Below are 25,527 nucleotides of genomic sequence, written 5' to 3'. Positions count from 1 at the left end.
TTTAATTTTATATGTAGAGCCGAGCATAAGATCAATAAAATATATACACAAACAATTCGGCTGACAGGTTAGGATGAGTAGTGTCTGATAGGTTAGGATGAATGACAACTATTATTTATGAAAGTAAAGGAAGAGCACGCGAATATTCAGAGTTAGCAGCAAACCTCTATCGCGGGTGTGATCATGGGTGTGTTTATTGTTATGCTCCTCGCGTAACCCGACAAAAAAAAGAAGCGTATATTAAACCAACAGTAAGGGAAGGTGTAATCAATAAATTTCTAAATGATGCAATTGAATTAGAAAATAAACACGAAAAAAGATATGTCCTTCTTTCTTTTACAACAGATCCCTATATGCATCTTGATGAGAGGTATCAACTTACCCGAAAAGCGATACAAATTCTGTTAAACCACAATCTCAAGGTTTCAATACTAACAAAGGGTGGGCTTAGATCTCAGAGAGACTTCGATCTTCTCGCATCTCAACCTGAAAATACAATGTATGGTGCCACACTTGTTTTTACTGATGAAAAAATGAGAGAGACCATTGAACCTTATGCTGCACCAACAGATGAGAGGATCATGATGCTGAAGGAAGCTCATGAAATGGGAATATTTACTTATGTCTCATTAGAGCCAGTATGGGATCCAAAGCAGAGTTTAAAATTAATAGACACTACTCATGAATATGTTGATTTGTTTAAAGTTGGTAAATTAAATTATCATCCACAGCAACAAAATATAGATTGGAAAGCGTTTCGTGAAAATATAATTCATAAAATGGAAGAATATGGAAATGATTACTATATAAAAAATGATTTAATGAAATACTAAAATAATTTGGTCTGCCCAGGAGGTAACCTCTCTTCTGCTACCATTCGTCTTGCATCTTGTTTCCATTGAAATAATCTCGCATTGTATTCCTTCATTCCATCTAACCGAGATAAATAGTATGCAGCATCATTATCTAAACATAAAAACAAACAAAATACAATGGCGGATTCATTTTTGGTATTTATCTCTACAATAATCGGAGGTTTCTGATAATATTGTGAAAGCCTTTGAGCATATATTTCTACAATTGCCTGACGATAATTCTTCCCTTGTTTTATTAATTCATCAAATTCAGGGCGCCATTCATATTCCTTCATACCGAAAGCAGCACTAACAATATGAGGATTAATATCTACATTCCTTTGAAGATCAGATGTCATCAAATTAATAATCAATTCGGGTTTTTTTATTTGCTGGCCCTTTGTTTTATGTGGATAAGGCCTCTGAAGTTTAGCGATTCTTTCAACCACCCCCCAGGGTAGATCCTTCGCTGCACATGGATCAAGAATCCATAATGTAGGATATCGAAAAATATTACACCTGTCTCCAAATTCTATTGCTTCTTCAACTGCTTCTTCGATCAGACATGATGTAATTATTGTTTTGCTATCATTTTCTCCTCGTATTTTTTTTGATAATTCCCTTAAATTGTTTTTTTGTTTTTCACAATATTCCTCAATTTGATTATAAGTATTTAAAAATAAATATCGCCCATTTTTATAATCTTCTAGACATTTCGCTGATAAAACTGATGAACCGTCCCAAGTTGACTCAGGAATATTATGTTTTTCAGCATCTTCACAATAACACATACCAGTACCGGCATAAAGATCAAATATGTCTAGGGAAGGAGGGTTATGTTTCACTTTTTCTTTCCAGATATTTAAATAAGATTCAATAAATGCATGTTTTTTCCAGGTATGCCATTTTACAGGATTATATAATATACCTTCATCATCTTGATAGAACTCCATGTTTCACCTCAGTTTCAACGCAAATATCTTCAATTATAATACATTCAGCCTTATCGATGTACAAATAATATAGATCTATAGAATTAAGATAATATTTTCGATTTGATTTTCATGAACGCCCTTTTCAAAGTTCCAATTCATTCGATCTATGAAACCCCACAATTTTATTGAAGTAGCACCTCTGTTCTCACCGGACGAGTATGAATGCAACGCTCTTCTTCTCATTAGTGGAGTTCCAACCCAAGATCCCCTCCTCAAGACAGAGATGACAGAACAATCACAATTCTCATACTCAACCCCATCATCATCACAATCAAGGTTGCTCAAAATCCAAATCGACTTCTATTCAAGACACGTGGTCTTCCAGCGGCTTCACACACCAGTAATAGATCTAACTGCAACGAATTCTCGAAGACATCAGGCGAAGGGGCATGATCGCTGTCCCTACTCTCACACGCCATCGATACTCTGGAACAGGATACTTCAGCCTCCAAGTGCAAAAAAGATCGAATCGACATTATATTCTACAAATAACCAGAGTGTATCTGGAATGCAGAATAGCAGATCATTCTGTTTGAAGAATCACAATCCAGCACCACGAATTGCCCCCGCATATGATGAACCCCCATGAGAGTACGAGAGGTCATTTCCCTGATAGAGGCAGACGGGTGGTACCTGGTCACTACCAGAGGGAGCCACCGCCAGTATAAACACCCAATAAAGCCGGGGCGGATCACCATCGCCGGTCATCCCTCAGAGAATCTTGCCCCGGGAACACTGAATAGTATTTTAAAACAGGCAGGACTAAAGGGGTGATGGAAATGTATCGATACCTCATCGTCATCGAAAAGACGGAAGGGAACTATTCGGCATATTCTCCCGACCTCCCCGGTTGCGTAGCGACAGGGAAGACGCGGGAGGAAGCAGAGGAGAAGATGCAGGTCGCCATCGAGATGCATGTCAGGGGACTGATCGAAGACGGTCTCCCGGTGCCTGAGCCGCAGTCCTTTGCATCCTATGTGACCGTGCAATAGCTCGCACGCAAAGACCCATTCAAACCAGACCCGGCGGTCACGTGAAAGGAAAGATCTCTTTTTTCAGGGCTGTTGTTTTGATCAGGAGAGAGTAGCCATCACCACCAATGACTGACTGGAACATAGTGATAATATGAGTATCATCCTTATTTTTGTGGAACTTCCCCTGGGTCTGCTCCACCGGGCCCTGTAATGATGTGGGGATTTTTTACCATCCACACCCAAATTGATTTTTCAACACAACCGTTCTGGTGGGAGTAAGTAGTGAAGATATTTCTGAGTCTGATCCATTCCTAATTATCGCCACCCTCCGCCAAATCAAAAACATTATGAGAAGCCATTACCTATACAGCATAAATGCTCCCGCAGAACATCTTGCTCAATAGAGAGACCCTTGAAGTCCTTGCATCTGAGCAGCGGGTGCAAATTATGAAACATCTCGATGAAAAACGGATGACATTGACCGAACTGTCACAGGAGATGCAGTGTGCCAAATCGACAGTTCATCACCATGTGGAAAAACTCATGGCTTCAGGGCTAATTACTGATATTGATGAAGGGCACCGGTGGATATACCTCGAACTGACGTTAAAGGGACGCATGATTCTGCATCCATCTGAGAAGACCAGGATCGTTCTTCTTCTTACTTCGATCCCGATCACATTCTCCGGAGGGATCGTTCTTCTTACAGTCTATCTAAACCAACCGGTGCGTTATACTGGGGATGTATTTCCGCTCTGGAATCTATCAGATCTCACCTTTTTGGTGGGGGGCATCGGACTCCTGGGATCAAGCATCCTTCTTGCCACATATATTATCTTCCGAAGAATAGCCATTTTAAAATCCTCAACAGAGAAAACACCCAACACCGACTGAACCATTATCGCAAGATATTTCATTTTAAGATATAGAAGCCAACGGTGTATTTCTTATATCTCCTTTGAGACTGTTCGATCAAAATCGAACCTATTTGATACCCTTTTCTAAAACCGGGTTGAAAGGCCCTGTTGAGTACTCTAGATGTGCTCACCAATGCCTGCTCACTGTTCTCAGGTGTGCAGGAGGATGTGTTTCATGAAAAAAGCCCTCTTCGTCTGTATCAGCATCATGCTGGTAGCATGGAGCTTTACCGCCCCTGTAACCGCAGTCGATGTCGAGAATGTAGTAAAGAATTATGTATCGATGGATCAGGCCAGAACAAACGCACATGGTGTTCTCCTCAATTTCGTCCCCATGGGGCCGCTCTCTGATAGCGAGGCGTGGAAAGAGGCCACGATCAATGAAACCCCCATCACGATCTATGATCCAAATGGCCTGAAACTTTACTACCTCTTCGCGGTAGAACAAGACAGAACACCGATCGGCGAGATCAAGGTTTCTGCAAGCAAAGTGCTCAGGTCACCAGTACCTTCAGTCAACCTCAAACCCCATACATGGGATTTTGACCAGGCCCAGGAGGTTGCAAAAAAAATTGCAGCAGAAAAGTATCCACATCATACAATCACGTCGATAAAACCTGTAGATTATGCACCCTCACGTATTGGAGCAATGGCTGAACTCTCCGGTCCAGCAAACGATTCATATGAGCGAGTCGTGGTTGATGCCCATACGTTCACTCTTGTTCCAGAAGATCTGCCTCCTGAAGCAGAAGGCCGTTATGGAGCGGTGTGCGTTGAGTCGCTCTATGATACCATCCCGGACAAGGTTGTGGATGAGTATGTCGCACAATGGGATGAACAACACGAGGCTATTCAATCAATGATAGCAGAAAACCATGAATACAACTCCTCTTGCGCTTATATCACTAGTGATGGCGCTGCATACAAGGAACTGAGTGGTTTCTCACTCTTTGGACAGGAAGAAACATACTACTGCGCGCCTGCAACAGGCCAGATGATAGCAGACTATTTTGGAGTGACCCACACTCAGGATCATATTGCTGGTGAGATGGGCACCACAACATCAGGAACACCACCTGGGAGGATGGTTGATTACTTCAGTGGTAGTGCTCCTGATGGATTGGACCGAACGGGATCCGAGGTTGATGGATCGCCCACATTTTCTGAGGTCTGGCAGGAAATATACCATTATGATAGACCTGTCGCAAGTGGAGCGAAACGGGGTTCTGTTGGACATATGCGTGCATGTGTAGGCTACCTTGTTACAAGCACACCGAGAGCAAATTGGCAGTACATCTTTGATCCCCTTCCTGTAAATGAGGGGAGTAAAGTCTGGGAGGATACTGCAAATGTAGAGTATCTTGATAATGTCTATGTAGGTTCATAAGATTTAGATCATAGGCACGGTTATTGTCATTTTCATCAATTAAAACTCCTTTTTTATTCTCTTCTCAGTTGCTCTGAGTGGATCGTTCAGGGTGTAAGGGGATCCTTGCCCTTTCTTGTCAAAACAGAGTGACAGGCAGAAACACAAAACTTCGCCGCCCCCACCCATCTCCGTCGTGGGGGTGCGGGCGACAGTGGTGCGCAGTCAGTACACACCAGTCGCATTCCAGAGAGCGATTTTAAAGATCCCAAATTCCCACCCCCAGGTTTAAAGCCCAAAATACCTCATAACCCCGCCAGGAAGAATCTGAACCCCGAGCGTGGCAAGAACAAGACCACCCGGGCGCAACAACAACTCCATCGTCCGGTCGCTCACCTCCGAGATCAACCCGCCGAGATAGTCCATGGAGACGAAGATGATGACGGCCACCACCCCGACGCCGATGAGCGTGGCGATGAGGGGATCGATCTGATCGCCCTGGTAGGCGAGGGTGATGGCCGTCGTGATCGCACCCGGGCCGGTGATGAGGGGTATCGAGAGCGGCATGATGAGGCTGCCTTCGTCCTCCGCGGTCCCTCGTCCCCGATGTCCTCCCCTGCGTCTTGGAGGGATAAGGTTTGTGGGGAGGATCAAATGGCTCACAAAGTTGGTCGTCGCCAAGACCTTCCGGGCCACCGAGGATTCTCCGAGGATATCAGGATAGGCCAACTTCTCCTCCCCGGAGGAGGTCAGAGAGGTGTTGAAAAAAACATGGATTCTTGCGAGTAGCAGAGGCCGCTCGACCACCTCATGAACCCCAGAGTTCATACCGGCCCATTATGAATCCCTGATTTCATAATCTTCGCCGCCGCCAGACTCCAGAAATTCAAAGATCCTTCGGACAACGACAACCGAACCGGACGACAACGCACCTGTTCAGATCCCCACCAAAAAAAGTCCAGTACCCCCGGGCGGATTCGAACCGCCGTCGCCGGATCCAAAGTCCTGCATGATTGACCACTACACTACGGGGGTCTGCTTCCGGTCGCACTGCTCCTGCTATCCAGATGGCAGGCCTTCTATTTATTGGACTGAATCCTATTTATGCTCGTTCATCCCCTGGCAGGTGCACCTCGATGCAAGTCCTCTTCCTCGGCGCTGAGTCCCTGGGTGCCCGTTCGATGGCGACCGTCGTCCTGACCGCCGAGCGGACGGTGCTCATCGACCCAGGCGTCGCTCTTGCCCCGAAACGCGGTGGCCTCCCGCCCCACCCCCTTGAGGCCGAGGCGGCCGAACGGGTGAGGGCGGCGGTGCTCGGGTGGCTCCCGCGGGCGACCGACGTCGTCGTCACCCACTTCCACGGCGACCACATGCCCCTCGCCGACGCCGACCCTTTTCAGATCCCTCTCGCCGCATTTACTCCGCCAGAGAGGTGCCGGGTCTGGGTGCCAGGCGAGAGCGGGCAGTCAGGACGGTCGCGGGGACGGCGGCGGGCTTTTGCAAAAGCCCTCGGTCGCGCTCTTCCGGCCGACGAGGGTGAGGACGACGGCGTCATCGCCTGCGCCGGACCCTTTCCCCATGGCGGAGGGAGCGGCCCGGTGATGATCGTCGCGGTGCAGGAGGGGAACGAATGTTTTGTCCACGCCTCCGACACCCAGCTCCTCTCTCCTGAAGCGGTCGCGAAGATCCTCACATGGCGGCCGACCGTCGTCTTCACCTCGGGCCCGCCCCTGTACCTCCCCTCGCTCACCTGGGAGGAGGCCGACCGCGCCCGCGCCCATGCCGCCCGCATCGCGAGCACCGCACGCACGCTCGTCATCGACCACCACCCTCTGAGAAGTGTCGAGGGGCGGCAATGGGCCGAAGACGCCGGCGGGATCTCGGCCGCCGCGTACATGGGGATACCCCCAAGGCTCCTGGAGGCGCGGCGCCTGGAACTCTGGGAGCACTCGCCTGCGGACCGGTATTGATCACCGCAGAGGCCCTGACAGTCAGGCAGATTGTGTGATCATCACCCCGACTATTTTCAGCGACTCTTCGATGAAGGCCGGGAGGTCTGAGGGCCGCCTGCTGGTGACAAGGTTCTCGTCCACCACCACCTCGGCGTCGACAAACTCTGCGCCTGCGTTCTTGAGGTCCTGCACGATCGAGCGCCACCCGGTCACCCGACGCCCCTCGATCACCTGAGCCGTGATGAGGAGTTGGGGTCCGTGGCAGATGGCAAAGACCGGTTTCTCACTCTCCATGAAGGCGCGGACAAACTCGACCGGGCCGTCGTAGGCCCGCAGGTGGTCCGGAGAATATCCTCCCGGGATGAGGAGGGCGTCGTAGTCGCCAGGGTCGGCGTCCGCGACCGCCCGCTCGATCCGCACCTTCGTCCCTTCTCTTTTTCCGGTGACCGCGCTCCCCTTCTTCAGCCCGAGGTGGACGACCTCGTGGCCCGCGGCACGGAAGGCCTTCACCGGTTCGGTATACTCGGAGTCCTCAAACCGCTCCCCGATCAGGACTGCAATACGACTCATGATGATCTCCTGCCCGACATGGCGGCGCCGTGCCGTGCAGACGAGGATGGGAGAGGTGATATATAACACATCGTTGAGGGGGGGACATGGGCAGGGGGAACGTCGCCGATATTGCAGACGACGAGGCCCGATCAGCGTCGGTGGAGGAACTCCAGAGGCGGTTGTCGACCAGGCCTGAGGGCCTCACAACAGAGGAGGCAGCGCGGCGCCTCGAACGCACCGGCTACAACGAGATCCCCGAGCATGAGGTCGGCCCTCTCCGCCGTTTCCTCGCCTACTTCTGGGGCCCGATCCCATGGATGATCGAGGCCGCCATCGTCCTCTCTGCATTGCTGGGTCGTCTGGATGATCTCCTGGTCATCCTGGTCCTTCTCCTCGTCAATGCAGGGATCGGGTTCTGGCAGGAGGGCAGGGCCGACAACGCCATCAGGCTTCTCAAGCAGAAACTTGCCCTCAAGGCGCGGGTGCTCAGGGACAGCGACTGGATGAACGTGCCTGCCCGCGAACTCGTTCCCGGCGATATGATACGGCTCAGGCTCGGCGACATCGTCCCGGCAGATGCAAAGATCGCCGGGCAGGGATATCTTGTCGTTGATGAATCGGCACTGACCGGCGAGTCGCTGCCGGTCACAAAAAAGCGCGGCGAAGTCGCCTATGCAGGGACCGTGATCAGACAGGGGGAGACTGAAGGATTGGTTTTTGCCACCGGGCTGAAGAGTTTCTTCGGGCGGACGACCGGTCTTGTCGGCGAGGAGGTGCCCCCGAGCCACTTCCAGAAGGCGGTGATCAAGATCGGGGACTACCTCATCGCCCTGGCCGTTGCCCTGGCCGCCGTGATCCTGATCGTCGCCCTCTTCCGCCACGAGAGTCCTGCAGAGACCCTTCAGTTCGCCCTTGTGCTGACGGTGGCGGCGATCCCCGCGGCCCTCCCTGCCGTCCTGACGACCACCCTTGCAGTCGGTGCCATGGCACTCGCCAGGCGCGAGGCGATCGTGAGCAGGCTTGTCTCCATCGAGGAGATGGCAGGCGTCGACATCCTCTGTGTCGACAAGACCGGGACTCTCACCAGGAACGAACTGACCGTCGCGGAGGTGGTGGGTCTTGAGGAATTTTCAGAGGACGAGGTTCTCCTCCTCGCCCGTCTTGCCTCACGGGAGGAGGACAACGACCCCATAGACAATGCGGTGATCGCACGGTTTCGAGACACAGGCGGCAAGAGAGATGCCGCGGCTGTCAGGGTGACAGAGTACATCCCATTTAATCCAGTCGACAAGCGCGCGATGGCAACGCTGGAAGCGGAGGACGGAACCCAATTTATGGCGGCAAAGGGTGCGCCCCAGGCGATTCTCGCACTCGTCGGCGGCGGGGGCGTCGATGTGGAGGGCCCTGTCGCCGCCTTTGCCGGGCGGGGCTACCGGACTCTTGGGGTGGCGCGGGCCGATGCTACAGGGGAGTGGCGCTATGCCGGACTGATCGCCCTCTACGACCCGCCGCGGGACGACTCAGCAGAGACGATCAAGGAGGCGAAGGCGATGGGGCTGCAGATCAAACTCCTCACCGGCGATCACATCGCCATCGCCCGGGAGATCGCCGCGAAGTTAAACCTCGGGACCAGGATCGCCGGGGCATCCACCCTCACAGAGGTCAAGGAAAAAGAACGCGGCCAGATGATCGAAGACTCTGACGGTTTCGCCGGGGTATACCCTGAGCACAAGTACGAGATCGTCGCCGCCCTCCAGGAGGGCGGGCATATTGTCGGGATGACAGGAGACGGGGTGAACGACGCTCCCGCCCTGAAAAAAGCCGACGCCGGGATCGCGGTCGCCGGCGCCACCGACGCGGCGAAGTCCGCGGCCGATATCGTCCTGACCCTACCCGGGATCTCGGTCATCATCGACGCCGTCACCGAGAGCAGAAAGACGTTTCAGAGGATGTCACACTATGCCATCTACCGGATCGCCGAGACGATCAGGGTGGTCTTCTTCATCACGGCATCGATCATCGCCTTCAACTTCTATCCGGTAACCGCCTTGATGATCGTCCTTCTCGCCCTCTTGAACGACTTCGCCATCATGACGATCGCCTTCGATCGTGTCGTCGTGCCCTCGGGCCCAGTCAGGTGGGACATGAGGACGCTTCTTGGTATCTCGACCATCCTCGGGATATATGGTGTCTTCGAGTCATTTGGTCTTCTTTACCTTGGGAAGGAGGTGCTGATGCTCGACCCCGAGGTCCTCAGGTCATTTGTCTATCTGAAACTCTCGGTCGCCGGACACCTCGCCGTCTTCGCCGCACGGACGCGGGGACCGTTCTGGTCAGTGCCACCGGCCGCACCGCTCTTCCTGGCGGTCGTCGTCACCCAGGCGGTCGCGACGCTCATCACGGTCTACGGGATTCTCATGCCGCCAATGGGGTGGGGTCTTGCCGCCGTCGTCTGGGTCTACGCCCTCGCCGGTTTTTTCCTCCTTGACTTTATCAAACTCCGTGCGTACAGCCTGCTCGAACATACGGGGATCGTCTTCAATCGATGAGAGCATCAGTATAGCATCATATGGTTTATTGGGGGCAGAGGGCCAGTCCCGGGCCGTCAAAACGCAGAGAGAAGATCTGCAAAGCCCAAAAATTCCAATTCAATTGTATGCGTATAACGCCACGAGAGGCGAGAGGGGCCTTGCGATACCTGAGCGACACCGTATCCAGAGCAAGATTTATACAGCACCCAACAGGGCGCGAGACGGCAGGAACGATCCTCACCAATTCTCCAGTCTTAAAAAAGAATATCCAGCAACGAAAAATATTCATCCCGTGTACTTGAGGCGTGTTCTCGCCCCATGCTCATTCTACAGAGCCATTTTCGTCGACTGCTGGAGAAATCCCCTTGATGAATCTCTCTGGCGGGAGGCGTGCCGTTCGAAAATTGGAAATTATCTCAAGCTCGCTGGCGCTCGCACCCCCTACCGTCGGCGGTCGCCACCATTGGAGAGCGGGAAATATTCCTTATAGACCCGCCTGCGTTCGTCGATGTCAGTGTGTAGATAGATCTCGGTCGTCTTGATGGAGGAGTGGCCAAGATTTTCCTGGACGACACGGAGGTTGTGCGAGCGTCGGTAGAGTTCAGAGGCGTAGGAATGTCGTATTTTATGCGGCGTGATCCCTTCAGGGGCGTACTTCTGGAAGATCCGCTGGACCGTCCGCGGGGAGATGCCCTTGCCCTGTTGCCCCTCGAAGAGTGGTCCTATGATCGCGTTTCCGATATAGTCCTCGACCTCTGCAAGCGTCTCGTCGTCCACGAAGACCGTTCTGATCTTGTCGCCCTTGCCCCGCACCCTGATGGTCCCCTCGTCAAAGTCGATGTCGCCGATGTCGATGGTGCAGAGTTCTGAGACGCGAACGCCGGTGGCGTAGATCAACCGCACGATCAGACGATCCCGTTCGTCGTCGATCGACCTGAGGAGGCGCATCACCTGGTTGTGTTTCAGGTATTTCAGTTCCTGGTTCTTGATCCGCGGGCGTTCCACCGCGGGCATGGGGTCGGCCCTGACCGCACCCTGCGCATAAAGATATGAATAAAATGACGAGAGCGATGAGATCATGCGGTGGAGCGTGCGAGGTTTATAGGCATGCCGCCCTGCGAGCCAGGTGAAATAATCGGTCACCACCGAGGTGGGCACCTCAACGTCGGCCTCAAGAACCTCAAGCGGGAGATCATGTTCGTCGAACTGTGGCATATCGCCCACAGGAGCATGCCGGTATGCCCAGACATAGTGGGCGAAGCGCCGGACTGTCTCTGCATAACTTCTGACAGTTCTCGGCGAGTAATTTCGCATTCGAAGGTAGTTTTCGAACCTTTCCAGCCACTCAGAAAAAGAAGCCTCCTCCATCAATTATTTTGTCTGTTTCGACCGTATTTAATTTTGTCGCAGAATATACATTCTGCGACAGTGTCCCGGCACAGGATCAGAACCCACACACGACAAGATCCCATGCAGGAGGATAACAAAGAACACCTGTCCAGAAGAGCACCGCACAGGTGCGGGGCAGGCCCCATATAAATGACCTCCATAAACCCACATAAAATCCCTTTTTGCCACCATAGAGGATCTGTACATTATAGCTCCGACAATGAAGCCATCTTCGTGCTGATATACTCGCAGGAAATCGATTGGATCCTTACCCCCCCATATGAGAATATTTCAGAGATCAGTTGCCCGGCCAGACACCAGAAGGCCCGGCACCTGCCACATAGCCAAGGCAAAAATGCATGCCAACATCGCCGATGAATAGATCAGAGGGGGCCTTCATCACCTTCTCGCATCTTCTTGCCGGGGGCCAATAGTCCCTGGCCATATCATGTAGTAGGAGGACCGGATGCGATCCCGGGTGTGATCGAGAGGGAAGCACGCGAGTCAGAGGACCCCCACAAAGACAGACCCGACCCATAGAAATCCTCGACCATCGCACCGCCCCAATCATCCGCACCCGGGGAACCACGCCCCCGGATGGGAAGATCATGATTTTGTAGAATTGAGCACGACCCCTGGGCCCACACATACAGGATGAAAATATCATATCAGAACTGGATCGATTCCTGACCCACATCCATTTTGTTCGAGGAGCGGACCAAAGTCGAGCATCATGCCACCCCTCGGCCATCTTTGATTTAACGATTCTATCGGCTTCAACATGATATGGCAAGTTCAAACGCCCATGCAAACCAGAGGAGAGGGCCGCCAGGATCAGTATCATGGAGCATATCCCACAACTCTCTTAGAAATTCAAAACGCTCTCCGCCGCCCGAGGGGCGTACCGCCCCAGACACATGCGACGAGGAAGGCGGCTCGTAGGGGGGAGGGTCCTTGTTCCCCCTTCGGAGCAGGACACCCCGGGGGGATCCCCACACTCTCGTCGGGGGCGCCGCGCCCCCGGACCCCCAGAACGACGATGGGGCCGGGAAGACTCAATCAATGACCATGAAGAGCAGATTGCCATCCTCCGCCCATCTTTGCGCGCGAGTTCGGAGGGCGGCACACCCCTCACCTCCCCCAGCGTGAGCGCGACTTCAAATGCCGTTCCCCACCCTCTTGTCACTGGCCCCCCGGACAAAGATTGGGCAGGAAAACAAACGCAATGGACATGGTGGAGAGGAGTTGCGGTACCCGCCACCATAGAAAACACCCCAGAGAACTTCCACAGAGTCGACCTTTTACGGTCCCTGAATTTTCATCATATCCGCCACTGCGGCAGGACCGCATCCCCAGCGTCTATCCTGACCGAAATAACAGGATAAAAGGACGATGGCCCCAGGGGAGCCGCAAAACCCCTCGACAACATGATCTGCCCGTGGAGAGACTGCAGGGCCATGCCATCTCTGAGGTCATCCCCCCACTCTCCCCCTTCCCCCTCGCAGGAGAGAGCAATGGATGTGGGGGGCGTGCCTCCCCTCTTCATTGCCAACCATGCGTCCCCCCACCACACCAGGAGCGAATGCCACCCCGACCCCCGGAATGGTGATTGGAGCGAGAAGGCAGAACGGCGATCGTGACGACAGGATGCGAACCCCAGTCAATCTTCGTCGGCGGAGGACCAGGGGAGCGGCACGCCCCCCCGTCAGAGTGATTCATCAAGAAGATTTCTACAGGGCCGCAAAAACAGGATCTTCCCCCCCGAAGAAAACGACATCCCTAGCAGAGGAGATGGAGGGCAAGGCCCCCCACCCCACTCTGCCCTAAAGGAGTATCGAGCAAAGGTGCTCCACCACATTTTGAAGGTTTAGAAGGGATACCCAGAGGCGGTTCCGGGCCCCATGAAAGAGAATAGGCCCAGAAGTATATAATATGAGGGGACGCGGCGAGAAAGTGTTCGCAGATCCATACACCATATGATGCTATATGTAGGCAACGCCTGCGGTGGAGAGGAGAACCAGTAATCTTGATACCAAGGCACACCAATGCGGTACTGAAAATGGGAGATCCAGAAGACCGCACCGAAGAGATCAACAAATATCGCAAGTTCAAGAAGGTCGAAGGCTCCACCTACCGACAGGTCAACCAGTTTCTCCGCAGATACACCTACTTCACCGCGCGCGAATGGTCCATCGCCCGCCTCTGCGCAGACTTCCAGACCACGAGCGGGGCGGAGATGACCTTCATCGGTGCGAACCTCCCTGAACTCGTCCCATTCATGACCGAGCCCTACACCCCTCAGGCAGTCAACCAGGCCAGAGACGCCTTCAAGAAGAAGGTGAGAATGGCCGGGGCGACATTCCTGTACGGCGCGATGTGCGGATTTTTCACCCCTGAAGAACTCGACGACCTCCTCTTCGAGTCCAGTGAAGTGGCGCGCTTCCTGATGGAAGTGGAAGGCACCACCCTCGACATCGACGACGAGATCGAACAGGAGGACAAAGTCTCAGAGGTGATGAAGAGCGTCTCCAGAGAGTCTGCCAGACTCCTGCGAGAACGAAGTCGCATCATAGAAGACACAGACAAAGAGGAATAACATGAGAATCATCCAGATCGTTGGCAGTTCAAACTCAGGCAAGACCACCTTCATCGAAGCGCTGGTCCCCGCCCTCAAGAAATGTGGATCAGTTGCCGCCGTCAAACATCTTGCCCATGACCGCTACACCGTCGAAGAAGGGAAAGACACCACCAGGTATGCCAGGGCAGGCACCACCTTCTCGGTCGGGATCGACGACGAGAAGGCAGTGACCATCCGCGACACCCCTGAACTCACAAAGATACTTGAGGGACTCTGCAACGCCGGGACCGAGTATTGCGTCATCGAAGGATTCAAGACCATCCCCTTCCCGAGGATCGTCGTCGGCGATCTTGAGAGCAACGACGTCGTCCTGAGAGACCCGACCCCCGCAGAGGTGATCGACCACCTCGACACCTTCGAGGAATTCTATACGATGGAAGGGATCGTCAGGGAACTGAAACGCTCACACCCGCTTGCACGGGCCGGCGCCATCCTCACCTTCAACGGGATCGTCAGAGAACTGACCGGCGAGGAGCGGACCGAGTACATGGACTTCGGCCCTGAGGTCGACGCCATCGTCGAAGAACTCAGGTGCAAGGCCGAAGAGACCCCCGGCATCATCGGCGCACGCTTTTACCACAGGAAAGGCAGACTATACGCAGGAGAAGACATCACCTACTTTGCGATCCTTGCCGAGCACCGGCAGGAAGCCTTCGCCGCCATGAGCCGCGCGATCGACGACCTCAAGAGCAGGGTCCACGACGCGAACCACTAAAAAAAAGGAGACGAGAAGATGGGAGTCAAGACACGAGTGCAGAAACAGATCTTTGGGACAAATGGTGTGCGGGGAGTCGTCGGCGAAGCGATGACCCCCGACCTCGTGATGCGGATCGGCATGGCCCTCGGCACCATGCGGAAAGGGACGATCGCGGTGGGGAGAGATACGAGAACTTCGGGAGAAGCTCTTACTTCGGCAGTCTCGGCCGGGTTGATGGCGGCCGGGTGCGAGGTCGTCGACTGCGGCGTCCTCCCCACCCCCGCCCTCCAGTACCTGGTACGCGAACACTTCGACGGCGGGGCGATGATCACCGCCTCCCACAACCCCCCCGAGTACAATGGCGTCAAGGTCATCGAACCGGACGGCACCGAGATGGGTGACGAAGAGACCCTGAAGCTCGAAGAGATTCTCTTTTCAGAGAACTTCACCCATGCCCCATGGGACCATGTCGGCTCCAAGCGGTCTGAACCCGACCTGAAAGAAGAGTACATCAAGACCATCGTCTCCCATTTCCCGCCAGGCATCGGGGCGGGCATGACCGTCGTGGTCGACCCTGGATCCGGCCCGGCCGCCGCGACCACGCCACCGATCCTTGCCCGCCTGGGATGCACCGTCCATACCATCAACGCCCAGATGGACGGGAGATTCCCCGGGCGGTTGCCCGAGCCGAGTCCTGAAGGACTTGCCCCCCTCTCCGAGATGGTCAGGGAGACCGGCGCGGCCTTCGGGGTGGCCCATGACGGCGATGCCGACCGTGCAGTCTTCATCGACGACAGGGGCAGATATATCGAGGAGAACCAGGAGTTCGCCCTTATCGAAGACTTCGTCTGCCAGAAGGGGAAGGGCCTGGTCGTCACCCCGGTCTCCACCTCCCTCCTCTGCGAGGAGATCGCCGCCAGGCACGACTGCTCAGTGGAGTACACCCCTGTGGGGAGTATCTATGTCGCCAGGGAGATGCGCACCTTCATCGCGCGTGGAAAAGAGGTGATATTCGGCGGAGAAGGAAATGGGGGGCTCATATATCCAGAACACCAGTTCTGCAGGGACGGCGGCATGACCGCAGCCACGATGGTCGGCCTCCTCCACGCAAGAGACCACCCCCTCTCCACTCTCGTCGACGCCCTGCCTGGATTTGAGATCATTAAAGAGAAAGTACGGACGCAAGAGGCAGACGCAGTCATCAATGCCCTGAAACAGAAGTATGCAAACGAGAACCCCGATTGCAGGGACGGGATCAGGATCAACCGGCCAGATGCCTGGGCGCTCGTCCGGCCTTCAGGGACCGAACCCATGATGCGGGTGGTCGTGGAGGCAAGGGACAAAAAAGGGTGCAATAGCCTCTTTTCTGAGATCATGGAGGTTGTCAGGGCCTCAGCCAGCGATCTCGGCAATGAGTGAAAATATTCAAAAATAATTATTATCCTTTTGATCAGATAATTGCCCCACATCAGCGTATGGCTTATCCAACCCCAGTACCTCACCCAAGCAATAGGTGAAATATAGTTTGATTTGTTTTATCTAAAAATATCTCTAAAGTCACCATAGGGTAACTTTTTTAAGTATTGTAGGATTATATTTTCAGGTAGGATGCGCCTTGCCTGAAACAGCTGCAGATCTTTTAAAGAGGATCCACCGGGTGGTCGAGAAGGGAGACCAGGAGGAGATCGAGGAGTTATTATCTGATATCTCACAGATTCCAAGGCGAAAAGAAAAGAAAGAACTCCTCGACAGAACCTATACAACTATCGTGGATACGGCCTTCAAGGAAAGACGGCCGGAACTAACAAGAATGCCCCTGGAACTCCCGAGAAAGACCATATTCAAGCACGTCACACATGCCGCCGAGATCTATACCGAGACCAAGGACCAGACCTGGCTCCAGGCCGTCTTTGACCTCGCCAATTCGCTGGACCGAAAAAGTTCACAGTCCGTGATCCTCTCAGAGGTGACCAAGAGTCTCATCGAGGCAGGGGTGGACAGGGCCGATCCCGACCTTATCAAGGCGGGCATGGAGGTATACCATGAGATCAGCTTCAGGAAATACCGGTCTGCTATCCTGATGGATATCGTGCCTCTCCACATCGTCTGGAGCATCACGACCAGGGACACCATGCTCCTCACCGAGTCACTCGAGCTCATCGAAGGCATCGGCGACATTTCCAAACGCTCGCTCCTCCAGAGCGAGGTCACCAAAGCGATCGGCAGGATCGGGGTTATTAAAAGAGATTTCGACCTCATCATCACCGCCTTGCGAAGCGCCGCCGAGATCAGGCAGAAGATCAGGCGGACAAACTGTTTTGCCTCCATCATCAACCAGGCCTGGAAGTCGCCGCTCAGCTCCCAGATCTCAGATGTCAACGCGGTACTTCGGACACTTTCAGACCTTCAAAACGAAGAACTCTCCGAGATAACCGCCGCACTGACTGAAGAGATGATCGCCAGGGCCCACGACAAGGGCGCCGTCATCTCCACCCTTGAAGAAGTGGAGAAGACCTATCCATTCGCCCTCCAGGCGATCATTGAGGAACTGCTCAGTGCAGCCGAACGGTCCGGCGACCCCTACTACTTTGAAGCTGGCCTCAGGTTCAACACCATGCTCGGGCCCGACGAGGAGGTCCAGATCAAAGAGGTGGTCAAGGCAGGAATTGCCGTGGTCGAGCGGACCGGAGAAGCACGATTCATCCTTGAGATCGTGCCCCTCGTTGAAGAAGCGGTCTCAGGCCACCGTGCATTCACCATCTACCTGACCCTTGTCCACACCCTCCTTGAACGAGGGGCATTCTCCCATGCCATCGACATCTATGCAAAGATCCCCTCGTTCAGCGAGATCACCCAGGTGGGAATGCAGTTCTGGGACACCTCGGTGATGCTGGTCAGCAACGGGGTGATGCGCGACCGGGTCGACCAGGTCAAGAGTCTGGTCTTCGAACGGATGGACACCAGCACCAGGGAGAGCCTGATCCAGCGGAGCATCACCCATATCAGCAAAGATGTGGACTTCAACGAGATCGTGCATCACATCTCCTCCCTGGTGGCCCTTGCCGGTCTCCATCGGCACCGCGATGAACAACTTCTCACCGCGATCAACCAGCTCATCGAACGGCGGTTCATCGACCACCTTGACCCGTCCTACCTCATCGAGATCGCCAGACAGATCAAGACTCCCACAATCAGCAGCATCGCCGTCGCCACCATCGTCGCAGACATGGCGGACTTCGGTGTTGCGCACCGCAATCGTGACGTCCTACAGCGCGCGGTCGGCCTAACCTGTGAAATTAGAGGACAAAAAGGCAGGTCAGAGGCGCTGTGCAGCGTCATCGACCGCGCCACCGACCTTGCCGTGGTGGAAGGCGACCTCACTCTCCTCAAGAGGATGCGCGGATGGACCGATCCCCTTCTTGAACGGGAGTATGGACTGTATACGACCGGCAATATCGTGAGGGGCATGGTGAAGTACGGGATCGATACCATGGCACCCCATGCCCTGGAGAATGCCTATGATATCGCGGTCGAGATCGAAGACCCGTCCCTCCGCCAGCAACTCTTCGAAGATATCACCGAGGGATTCATCAGGGTCGGGTGCCTGATGATGGCAGAACCCCTCACCGCAGAAGACCCGATCATCCTGAAGAACAGGATGGAGGTCTTCAACCGTTCCTCAGAGATCCTCAGGGAGACCATCAACGAGCGGCGCTACTCGATCAGGCTTGCACGCGGGATCGACATCATCACCGAATACCTGAACAAAAACCGGAACCCCTACTTCGCCATCCCCATGGTCATGCTCCTCCTTGAGATCAAGAGCCAGGTAGAGCAGGACGCCATGGTCATGCGTATCGCGGCGGAGTTCGAGGAATATGTCGACGACCTCCCCTCCACCGACCCCTACGAGATGATGGCCTACCTGCTCCAGCGGCTCGAATATGCAAAGACCTCCCCTGAAGTGATGGAGCTGACGCGCACCCTCCTCATTCATATCGAAAATCCATATACGCGCTATTCGGGGATGTGCAACCTTGCCGAGAGTTACCTCCAGGCCCATGACGTGGAACGGGCAGGCACTCTTCTCAAGAGTATTCATAAGGGAGCCGGGGCGATGGATATGCCGCATGAAAAAAGCCTCATCCTCTCAGACCTGGCCGGGCTCCTAGCAAAGGTGGATGTTGAGGAGGCATATACCTGCTTTAACGAGGCAAAAACCCTTCTCCCATTGATAGACTTTGAAATGGGAGGAGTCGTACGTAAACATCTTGTCTTCTCCCTGGTCAGCCTCCATGCCATCAGATCACAGGAGGAAAATGTCGGCGAGGTCATCACCCTCATCAACGAGATCATCGACCCTGTCGACTTCGTCAACTCGCTTGTCTCCGCCTTTGCGATGGTGACCGAAGGAGGGCGGACACATGAGGTCATGGAACAGATCTATGGCGGTATCGAGGAGATCCCGCTTCCATACGACCGTGCCTCAATGCTTCTTTCAGTCGTGCCGCTCGCAGAAAAGTATGGAGAGGCGCAGGACGCTTTATCCATTCTCCAGGAGGCTGATGCCCTTACCGCAGAGATCAAGGTTCCTGTCATCGCGGCGATGGTGAAGAAAGGCATCAGTCACATGTACTTCATGCTCTCTGCAGCGGAGAACAACGATGAACTCCAGTCAAAAGGGCTTGAAGTCATCAAGAGCATTGAAAACGAGGTGATCAGGCACCGGGTCTTCGAGCAACTCGGGATCGGATCTGAAGAGCAGATCACCGATGCCGCATACAACCGTCTCATCGACGCGGCACATGAGGCCCTTGCCGCTCGTACCAATCACCCTGACACTTCGTCCCTTGAGTACCTTATCGAGGGAATCTCCGACCGTGCGCAGAGAGCGCGCTACTGTTTCGAGCTCTATGTCCTCTTCCGCGATGCAGAAGCGGAGCGAACCGCCGAAAGTCTCCTTCTTATCGGTCTTGATGAAGCAAGCATCATCAGGCCGCTCTCAAGGAGAGTATATGTCCTCTGCGATCTCGCCCTCTCGCTCCATGAGGCAGGAGAGCGCAAGAAGAGCAGGGACATCATCGGGATGGCGGTGAACGCGGCGACAAATATCAGGCAGGACGACCTGCGTGACGAGGTCTTCAATGAACTTGATGTGGCGATCCGGATCCTCCAGGAGGGACGGGCGGTTTGAAGACCGTGCTCATAAAAGTCTCAGGCAAAGTCCAGCACGTCGGTTTCCGGGCATGCACAAAAAGAATCGCGACCAGTTTCGGGATCGGCGGGAGAGTCGCAAACTGCAGGGACGGGACCGTCGAGATCACCGCCACCGGCGACCAGGCGATCCTTGAAAAGTTCGTCGCCATGCTTTATGAATGTCCGAGGGCGGTCATCACCGAGATCGAGACCGAAGACCTTGACCCCCTATTTTATTCCGACTTTATGGTCGTGCGTGAGATCGGTCACGAATAGACCGGAGAGAAGGGTTCCCCATCTTCCAGGGCGCGGACAAGGTTCCTGACCACGGCATTTATCTGCTCTTCTTCAATGGTCTGGTGGAGCACCGAGAGGAGTCTGTCGGTCAGGGTGTCTGAGAGGAGGCACCGCCCATTCCCGCGTTCATACTCCTCCTGCCCGAGGCCGTCACGGGCGATCGCAAAGACCGGTTCATCCACCATCGTCGGCTTGAACCCGTCGATGACGTCATAGACCAGCCCCCCGGCGCCCGGAGTGAGCGCCCCGAGATCAGGGTCCATGCTGGCGGCAAGGAGGGCCACATTTGCCGCACTGTAGAGAAGGGCATATCCAAACGAGAGCATCGCATTGACAGGATCGGTATGCGGCCGTTTTGTCCGCCGGTGAAACCCCAGTTCAGGAGGGAGGGTGCGGCCCATCACTTCATAATACATGTCGGTGTTCATCTGATGGAGCCGGCGGAGTTCGTCCATCTTGATGAGGAAGGGGTATTCCTCGCGCGAACGATGGAGAAACTCAAGTTCGCCTTCATAGAGGAGGTCCCAACTGTGGGCATTGCCATACCGTTCAATAGTGAGGAGACGCTCGTTTATCGCATGTTCTACGAAGGTCAGGGCATAGGTGTGACCAAATGTCTGTTGTTGTACACTTTTGAGTCTTATCGCGGCATCTCCTTCCCCAGAGGGGGTAAAAACACCGGCCAGCTGGCCATCTGCATCAAAGATCGAGACCATGGCACCTTGCCTGAGGAGAGAGACAAGAGCCGAGGTGTGGATGGTGTGCCCGCCGATGACAATCAGGTGACCGACATTCCTGACGTCATATTGCCTTTCTTCATTTCTTTTCCTGACTGTCAGGGTTGACCGGGTTGCTTTTATATGCCCGCCAAAACCAGCGACTGTCACCCACACATGATCCCTCTCAGTCATATGACCCAAACACCATTCCCTCGTATTGTAGTCCTTGATTGATCTGGCATCTCACCATAGATGAATAGATCGATTATATCTGGAAATGAAAGACCTTTGTTGATTCTAATTCGTGAAGACATCCAAGAACTCCCCAGATCTTCCTGTCGATTGCAGAGAGTAGTGGTCCTGTGAATGATTCTGTACATATACAGAGGGTATCCCGAAACATTCTGACCTTCCCCTACGCTCCTGCCGGGAGCGAGTGCTCTCCCTGGTGGAGGAGGACGTGTAGAATTTCTGGAAGGATGCACTTCAGTTCGAGGAGATGGTTACCCCATGAGAGTTCTGGGATATGCTCAGAGGGTATCCCAAAACTCTCCTGCCTCTCTCTCTCAGAAGATCAAGAGAGATGATGGTGGAGAGGTTCCCACCTCTTCGTAGCGCACACATGCATCCATGGCCTCCCCATATCCTCGCGTCGGGGCGCGTCCTCCCAGAAATTATGAACGCCTATCTTCCACCGGTGTGGGAAGGTACGCCGCTCTAAATGGCCGCTCCTGATCGTCGAATCTTCATCCTCGTCTCGCTGCTCCAGGGGAGGCCATTTGATGATGTTCGCCTGTGGTGTCATGCCCCGAAGGAGGCACACAGATCAGTGCACGAACAGGAGACCCATGATCATTACCATCTCGTATGCCTTGGCCCAGGATTCATGCCTGATTCTACAGAGCCCGGGGATTCACACACTCCAGAGACCCACGAGAATGTTTGACTGTGAGAACATATCCCACAGCTCCCTGGGAGGGAGGCGAAGAGTCGATCATGAAGAGAGAATGCGGTCCCCCGCCACTCTTCATCTGCGGGGGTTAGGGGAGCACTCGCCCCCCACCGCACCGGGATGAAGAGAGGGAGAGAAAGGCAGAGGCCCGATCATTCAGGAGATGGATCTGCAATCAGGGACTCTTGAAGAGACCTGGCGAATTCAAACCAGTATGAAAACCCAGAAAGATGATCTTCGCGATTATGGTCATGGGAAGACCTCTCCACTTCCTGGCATGAACGTGAATCAACCACCTTCCCATTTAGTCGCGTCAGGGGTTACCGTCTTCGACCACTCGGGCGGGGGGGTGACCAGAGGCGGAACACACCCGCAAGAGAGAACCATCAAGAAGAGTTCTCCAGAGGTGATCCTGTGATGGTGCAACACATCAGATCATCACGCTCCCCCCCATCAATCACCCAGGAAATCTGAGGAGTGGCGCGCCCTGACCCCTGGAAATGATCAAGAAGACTGCGAAAGAACTCCATCTTGAGACTCTGTAGAACGTGACATGAACCCGGGGCTCACGCATACGCGGTCGAACATTGCTCTGCCCGACACTTTTTATCCTCGCAACAGGCATCAGAAGGATACTGTGTATATGCCACCTCCTGGCAGTCTTTGTTCGTGAGGTGCCCTGAACGAGTATAGGGGTTTGAAGGCACAATGGAAGGACATGAAGAGGAGGTGCCATCCACGACCTATCCTTCACGCGGGGTGGTCCGGCGGTCCGGCGGGCGAGCCCGGGCCTGGTCGCCGAGGCCTCTCCAGAGAGCGTCTCCATAGCCGATCTTGAAGATCTTACAGAGCCGGTTCAACGGTTTTTATTCACGTTCAGACAGAATACTCCCCATCTCTCCGGGCAACACAAACCATAAATACTACCGTTGTGGTTAGGGGACATATGCGTGCCAGGGCCCACGCCGAATGGCACAGACTGCATGATGTGCTCATGCACAATCCAGGGATTGAAGTTTTTTTTGCGCTGATATCTCCAAAAAATCACCTTTATGAACGTTATTTTAATCTTGAATCCGCCACGAGGGAACATAAGAGACTCTGTGAGATATTAAAGTGTGAATTCAATGTAAAAGTTCATTATCTAACCAAAGTGGTTCTCGAAGGGGTGGAGCACCCGAGGTACCGTACAGCACTCCTGGAACTTGCCGGAGAAGGAAACCAGGAGGCAGAACCTCCTCTCTCCTCCAGGGATAACGAGCACCTTCTCGCCCTTGCGATCCTGGGGGCCCGCCAGAACGGAGGGAACGTCACCCTGGAGGGTACGATGCACAACCTCTATTTCATGCGTGACCAGCAGGTCTGCACCGACCAGGGGATGGTGATGGGGCGGATGGCAACACCTGAACGGCAACGTGAAGGAACCCTCACCAGGATCGCCCTCTCCGCCCTGGGCGCAGGCCCGGTGGGGCTGATCAGGCGCGGCCATCTTGAAGGAGGGGATTTTATACCGGCCGGAACCTTTGCCCTCCTCGGATATGGTTCCAGGACCGACCGCGAGGGTGCCGACGCACTCCTCTGGTCGGGTTCGGGCTTCGAGGAGGTGGCAGTGGTCAGGGAACCGGTCCATCCCCTCATCAACGGTGCCGACCCGATGGTGAGCATGCACCTCGACACCTACTGTAACCTGGCAGGAGACGGTGTTGTGGTCGGGAACCAGGCACTTCTCGACCGTGCAGAGGTGCAGGTGCTCGCCAGCGATGGAGGGAGGTATCGCCCGACTGGGTGGGAAGGGAGTCTTTCTGAATACCTGAAAGAGAAAGACTTCTCTATCGTCCCGGTCACCACCCTTGAGCAACTCTGTTATGCTCCTAATTTCCTCTGTGTGCGTGACCGTGAGTGCATCGCGATCGATACGGGGCTGGTCGCACAGGCGGTGATCAAGAGACTGCAGAGGCGGGCGACTTCGAGACCAGGAATATACGGCCGTCTCCTTGCAGAGGTCGAAGAAGACTACCGGAAACTCAGACAGGATGCTGAATTTTTCCCGTTCAAGAAAGAGGTCTATGCCGAAGGATTAGAGATGGTCCCCATCGACCTGCACAATGCCACCGGGGGGTACGGCGGGGCGCACTGTATGACCTGCCCAATCAGGCGGGGGTGACCTTCGTCCCGGCCAGACCGGCACCCGCATCTTCTGCGGCGTCGAGGTGGGCGATGACCGCTATGCCCCCGGTTTTCTCCACGAACCTGACCGCAGCCTCGACCTTGGGGGCCATCGTCCCTGTCCCGGCCTCGCCGCGTGCAAGGAAATCCCGCGCCTCTCTGGAGTCCATGCTCCTGACCAACTTCTCATTCGCTCCTCCATAGTCCAGGTACACCCCCTCCACATCGGTGAGCATGAGGAGGAGGTCGGCACCGATGATGGAGGCCAGGTGTGCTGCGGCACGGTCCTTGTCGACGACGGCCTCGACACCCCTGAGTCCTCCTGCGGTCCTGACGACCGGGACGCCCCCCCCGCCCCCGGCAACGACGACGGCCCCGGTCTCGAAGAGCACTTTCACCGGTCCGGCCTCGAGGACCGCTGCGGGTTCTGGAGAGGGGACGACACGCCGCCATCCCCTCGCTGGTTCTTCCCGGAAGGTCCAGCCTTCGGCCTCACCGAGAGACCTGGCCTCGGCGCGGGTGTAATAGGGTCCGATCGCTTTGGACGGCACGGCAAAGGCGGGGTCGGCACTGTCGACACAGGTCCTGGTCAGCACAGCCACGACCGGTGCCCTGACTCCCAGGGCCTCCAGGCGGTTCTGCATGCACTGCTGGACCATATACCCAATCATCCCCTGGCTCTCTGCCCCGCAGACGTCAAGGGGCATCCTCGGCACCGCATCTCGCGCGCATTCGTTCTGGAGGAGGATGTCCCCGACCTGCGGGCCATTCCCATGGGTAATAAGGACGCTATGACCGGCGGCGACCATCCTGGCAAGGGGGGCGACCGCAGCATCGATGTGACCGAGTTGCTCGGTTGCCGTCCCTTTCTCACGATACCTGATGATGGCGTTCCCGCCGAGGGCCGCGACGATCTTCATCCTCTCTCCCTCGGAGAGGGGATGGAATAGACCTTCCGGTCAGGGGGAGCACCCTGGTCTGGATGGAAATACGCCTGGATGTGCCCGGGATCCAGAAACAGGCGACTCAATCCCTGACCAGATCAGAGTGATCAAGACATGTCAGCAGAACAGGCATTTTATCAGGAATGAAGGATAAATCATGGCCCCTATCCGGCCCCCAGAGGGTGATATGATTGAGAGAGATGCCCCGGGTCAGATATTTCGCGGTCCACGGCCTGAAGGGCGTATGAACCGGCTGGAAATCGACGCGATTAAAGGGTGGATCGGCCTTGTAGAAACGCTCCGGATGGGTATCTCTACGGGAAAGTAGGCGGCAATTCTGATCGGCGTGCCTTCCAAGACCATCATGCCTGGGGCGAGTATCGCCCGC

19 protein-coding genes and 1 tRNA gene are annotated in these 25,527 nt (G+C 54.6%); 13 read left to right on the top strand and 7 right to left on the bottom strand.

All coding sequences use genetic code 11. The features are described from left to right. The first annotated feature begins 101 nt into the window (after positions 1 to 101). Positions 102 to 833 carry a radical SAM protein gene (locus tag J2129_RS01075; RefSeq protein WP_209628805.1) on the top strand — a complete coding sequence of 244 codons (732 nt, stop codon included), beginning with the start codon at positions 102 to 104 and terminating at the stop codon, positions 831 to 833. Here the strand turns inward: J2129_RS01075 and tcmP are convergent. After that, positions 830 to 1,807: a three-Cys-motif partner protein TcmP gene (gene tcmP, locus J2129_RS01070; RefSeq protein WP_209628803.1), complete on the bottom strand. Its 978-nt coding sequence runs from the start codon at positions 1,805 to 1,807 to the stop codon at positions 830 to 832. The genes J2129_RS01075 and tcmP overlap by 4 nt on opposite strands. A 627-nt stretch (positions 1,808 to 2,434) precedes the next feature. On the opposite strand from tcmP, the gene J2129_RS01065 reads away from it, so the two are divergent. From J2129_RS01065 to J2129_RS01050, 4 genes are all read left to right on the top strand, one after another. Beyond that, positions 2,435 to 2,623, top strand: coding sequence for a type II toxin-antitoxin system HicA family toxin (locus tag J2129_RS01065; RefSeq protein WP_209628801.1), 189 nt, complete (start codon positions 2,435 to 2,437; stop codon positions 2,621 to 2,623). 5 nt (positions 2,624 to 2,628) lie between these two features. Further along, positions 2,629 to 2,841, top strand: a complete 213-nt coding sequence (locus J2129_RS01060; RefSeq protein ID WP_209628798.1) for a type II toxin-antitoxin system HicB family antitoxin — start codon at positions 2,629 to 2,631, stop codon at positions 2,839 to 2,841. 357 nt (positions 2,842 to 3,198) lie between these two features. Continuing rightward, entirely contained in the window at positions 3,199 to 3,717 is a 519-nt protein-coding gene (locus J2129_RS01055; RefSeq protein WP_209628796.1) for a winged helix-turn-helix domain-containing protein, read from the top strand. Between the two features lie 198 nt (positions 3,718 to 3,915). Continuing rightward, positions 3,916 to 5,127 carry a C39 family peptidase gene (locus tag J2129_RS01050; RefSeq protein ID WP_209628794.1) on the top strand — a complete coding sequence of 404 codons (1,212 nt, stop codon included), beginning with the start codon at positions 3,916 to 3,918 and terminating at the stop codon, positions 5,125 to 5,127. 267 nt (positions 5,128 to 5,394) lie between these two features. Here the strand turns inward: J2129_RS01050 and J2129_RS13095 are convergent, their stop codons facing one another. Together J2129_RS13095 and J2129_RS01040 are read right to left on the bottom strand one after the other, a co-directional pair. Continuing rightward, positions 5,395 to 5,934 carry a MarC family protein gene (locus J2129_RS13095; protein WP_281069779.1) on the bottom strand — a complete coding sequence of 180 codons (540 nt, stop codon included), beginning with the start codon at positions 5,932 to 5,934 and terminating at the stop codon, positions 5,395 to 5,397. 134 nt (positions 5,935 to 6,068) lie between these two features. After that, a tRNA-Gln gene (locus tag J2129_RS01040) sits at positions 6,069 to 6,141 on the bottom strand. A 101-nt stretch (positions 6,142 to 6,242) separates the two neighbouring features. Between J2129_RS01040 and J2129_RS01035 the strand changes: the two genes are divergently transcribed. Continuing rightward, positions 6,243 to 7,076, top strand: coding sequence for an MBL fold metallo-hydrolase (locus J2129_RS01035; RefSeq protein ID WP_209628792.1), 834 nt, complete (start codon positions 6,243 to 6,245; stop codon positions 7,074 to 7,076). A 21-nt stretch (positions 7,077 to 7,097) separates the two neighbouring features. Here the strand turns inward: J2129_RS01035 and J2129_RS01030 are convergent, their stop codons facing one another. Continuing rightward, entirely contained in the window at positions 7,098 to 7,628 is a 531-nt protein-coding gene (locus J2129_RS01030) for a type 1 glutamine amidotransferase domain-containing protein (RefSeq protein WP_245320532.1), read from the bottom strand. Positions 7,629 to 7,714: 86 nt separating this feature from the next. On the opposite strand from J2129_RS01030, the gene J2129_RS01025 reads away from it, so the two are divergent. Continuing rightward, positions 7,715 to 10,159, top strand: a complete 2,445-nt coding sequence (locus J2129_RS01025; protein WP_209628791.1) for a plasma-membrane proton-efflux P-type ATPase — start codon at positions 7,715 to 7,717, stop codon at positions 10,157 to 10,159. A 423-nt stretch (positions 10,160 to 10,582) separates the two neighbouring features. On the opposite strand, the gene xerA is transcribed toward J2129_RS01025, so the two are convergent. Beyond that, entirely contained in the window at positions 10,583 to 11,509 is a 927-nt protein-coding gene (xerA, locus tag J2129_RS01020; protein WP_209628790.1) for a site-specific tyrosine recombinase/integron integrase, read from the bottom strand. Positions 11,510 to 13,589: 2,080 nt separating this feature from the next. Here xerA and J2129_RS01015 point away from each other — a divergent pair. From J2129_RS01015 to J2129_RS00995, 5 genes are all read left to right on the top strand, one after another. After that, positions 13,590 to 14,126 (top strand): DUF5806 family protein, encoded by a 537-nt coding sequence (locus tag J2129_RS01015; protein ID WP_209628789.1) that lies wholly within the window; start codon positions 13,590 to 13,592, stop codon positions 14,124 to 14,126. Between the two features lies 1 nt (position 14,127). Further along, the gene (mobB, locus tag J2129_RS01010; RefSeq protein ID WP_209628787.1) at positions 14,128 to 14,883 is read left to right on the top strand and encodes a molybdopterin-guanine dinucleotide biosynthesis protein B; all 756 of its coding nucleotides are present in this window, start codon (positions 14,128 to 14,130) and stop codon (positions 14,881 to 14,883) included. Positions 14,884 to 14,901: 18 nt separating this feature from the next. Beyond that, entirely contained in the window at positions 14,902 to 16,284 is a 1,383-nt protein-coding gene (glmM, locus tag J2129_RS01005; protein ID WP_209628785.1) for a phosphoglucosamine mutase, read from the top strand. Positions 16,285 to 16,522: 238 nt separating this feature from the next. Further along, positions 16,523 to 20,059 carry a hypothetical protein gene (locus J2129_RS01000; protein WP_209628783.1) on the top strand — a complete coding sequence of 1,179 codons (3,537 nt, stop codon included), beginning with the start codon at positions 16,523 to 16,525 and terminating at the stop codon, positions 20,057 to 20,059. Positions 20,060 to 20,064: 5 nt separating this feature from the next. Continuing rightward, positions 20,065 to 20,337 (top strand): acylphosphatase, encoded by a 273-nt coding sequence (locus tag J2129_RS00995; protein WP_348632329.1) that lies wholly within the window; start codon positions 20,065 to 20,067, stop codon positions 20,335 to 20,337. Here J2129_RS00995 and cas1 read toward each other — a convergent pair. Next, positions 20,328 to 21,269 carry a CRISPR-associated endonuclease Cas1 gene (cas1, locus tag J2129_RS00990; protein WP_209628779.1) on the bottom strand — a complete coding sequence of 314 codons (942 nt, stop codon included), beginning with the start codon at positions 21,267 to 21,269 and terminating at the stop codon, positions 20,328 to 20,330. The two genes, J2129_RS00995 and cas1, sit on opposite strands and share 10 nt — an antisense overlap. A gap of 1,913 nt (positions 21,270 to 23,182) precedes the next feature. On the opposite strand from cas1, the gene J2129_RS00985 reads away from it, so the two are divergent. Then, positions 23,183 to 24,193 (top strand): arginine deiminase family protein, encoded by a 1,011-nt coding sequence (locus J2129_RS00985; RefSeq protein WP_348632274.1) that lies wholly within the window; start codon positions 23,183 to 23,185, stop codon positions 24,191 to 24,193. Here the strand turns inward: J2129_RS00985 and arcC are convergent. After that, on the bottom strand, positions 24,180 to 25,115 hold the full coding sequence (gene arcC, locus J2129_RS00980; protein WP_209628775.1) for a carbamate kinase: 936 nt from the start codon (positions 25,113 to 25,115) through the stop codon (positions 24,180 to 24,182). The genes J2129_RS00985 and arcC overlap by 14 nt on opposite strands. Between the last annotated feature and the right edge of the window lie 412 nt (positions 25,116 to 25,527).

It is taken from the genome of Methanofollis sp. W23 (assembly GCF_017875325.1).
GTDB lineage: Archaea > Halobacteriota > Methanomicrobia > Methanomicrobiales > Methanofollaceae > Methanofollis.
Note: the sequence above shows the minus strand (reverse complement) of the source record. Positions and strands in the feature narration are given on the sequence as shown.

Bases quoted from the DNA above. Each gene is read 5' to 3' on its own strand.
- J2129_RS01075 (WP_209628805.1), top strand. From the start codon at position 102: ATGACAACTATTATTTATGAAAGTAAAGGAAGAGCACGCGAATATTCA.
- tcmP (WP_209628803.1), bottom strand. From the start codon at position 1,807: ATGGAGTTCTATCAAGATGATGAAGGTATATTATATAATCCTGTAAAA.
- J2129_RS01065 (WP_209628801.1), top strand. From the start codon at position 2,435: ATGAGAGTACGAGAGGTCATTTCCCTGATAGAGGCAGACGGGTGGTAC.
- J2129_RS01060 (WP_209628798.1), top strand. From the start codon at position 2,629: ATGTATCGATACCTCATCGTCATCGAAAAGACGGAAGGGAACTATTCG.
- J2129_RS01055 (WP_209628796.1), top strand. From the start codon at position 3,199: ATGCTCCCGCAGAACATCTTGCTCAATAGAGAGACCCTTGAAGTCCTT.
- J2129_RS01050 (WP_209628794.1), top strand. From the start codon at position 3,916: ATGAAAAAAGCCCTCTTCGTCTGTATCAGCATCATGCTGGTAGCATGG.
- J2129_RS13095 (WP_281069779.1), bottom strand. From the start codon at position 5,934: ATGAACTCTGGGGTTCATGAGGTGGTCGAGCGGCCTCTGCTACTCGCA.
- J2129_RS01035 (WP_209628792.1), top strand. From the start codon at position 6,243: ATGCAAGTCCTCTTCCTCGGCGCTGAGTCCCTGGGTGCCCGTTCGATG.
- J2129_RS01030 (WP_245320532.1), bottom strand. From the start codon at position 7,628: ATGAGTCGTATTGCAGTCCTGATCGGGGAGCGGTTTGAGGACTCCGAG.
- J2129_RS01025 (WP_209628791.1), top strand. From the start codon at position 7,715: ATGGGCAGGGGGAACGTCGCCGATATTGCAGACGACGAGGCCCGATCA.
- xerA (WP_209628790.1), bottom strand. From the start codon at position 11,509: ATGGAGGAGGCTTCTTTTTCTGAGTGGCTGGAAAGGTTCGAAAACTAC.
- J2129_RS01015 (WP_209628789.1), top strand. From the start codon at position 13,590: ATGGGAGATCCAGAAGACCGCACCGAAGAGATCAACAAATATCGCAAG.
- mobB (WP_209628787.1), top strand. From the start codon at position 14,128: ATGAGAATCATCCAGATCGTTGGCAGTTCAAACTCAGGCAAGACCACC.
- glmM (WP_209628785.1), top strand. From the start codon at position 14,902: ATGGGAGTCAAGACACGAGTGCAGAAACAGATCTTTGGGACAAATGGT.
- cas1 (WP_209628779.1), bottom strand. From the start codon at position 21,269: ATGACTGAGAGGGATCATGTGTGGGTGACAGTCGCTGGTTTTGGCGGG.
- arcC (WP_209628775.1), bottom strand. From the start codon at position 25,115: ATGAAGATCGTCGCGGCCCTCGGCGGGAACGCCATCATCAGGTATCGT.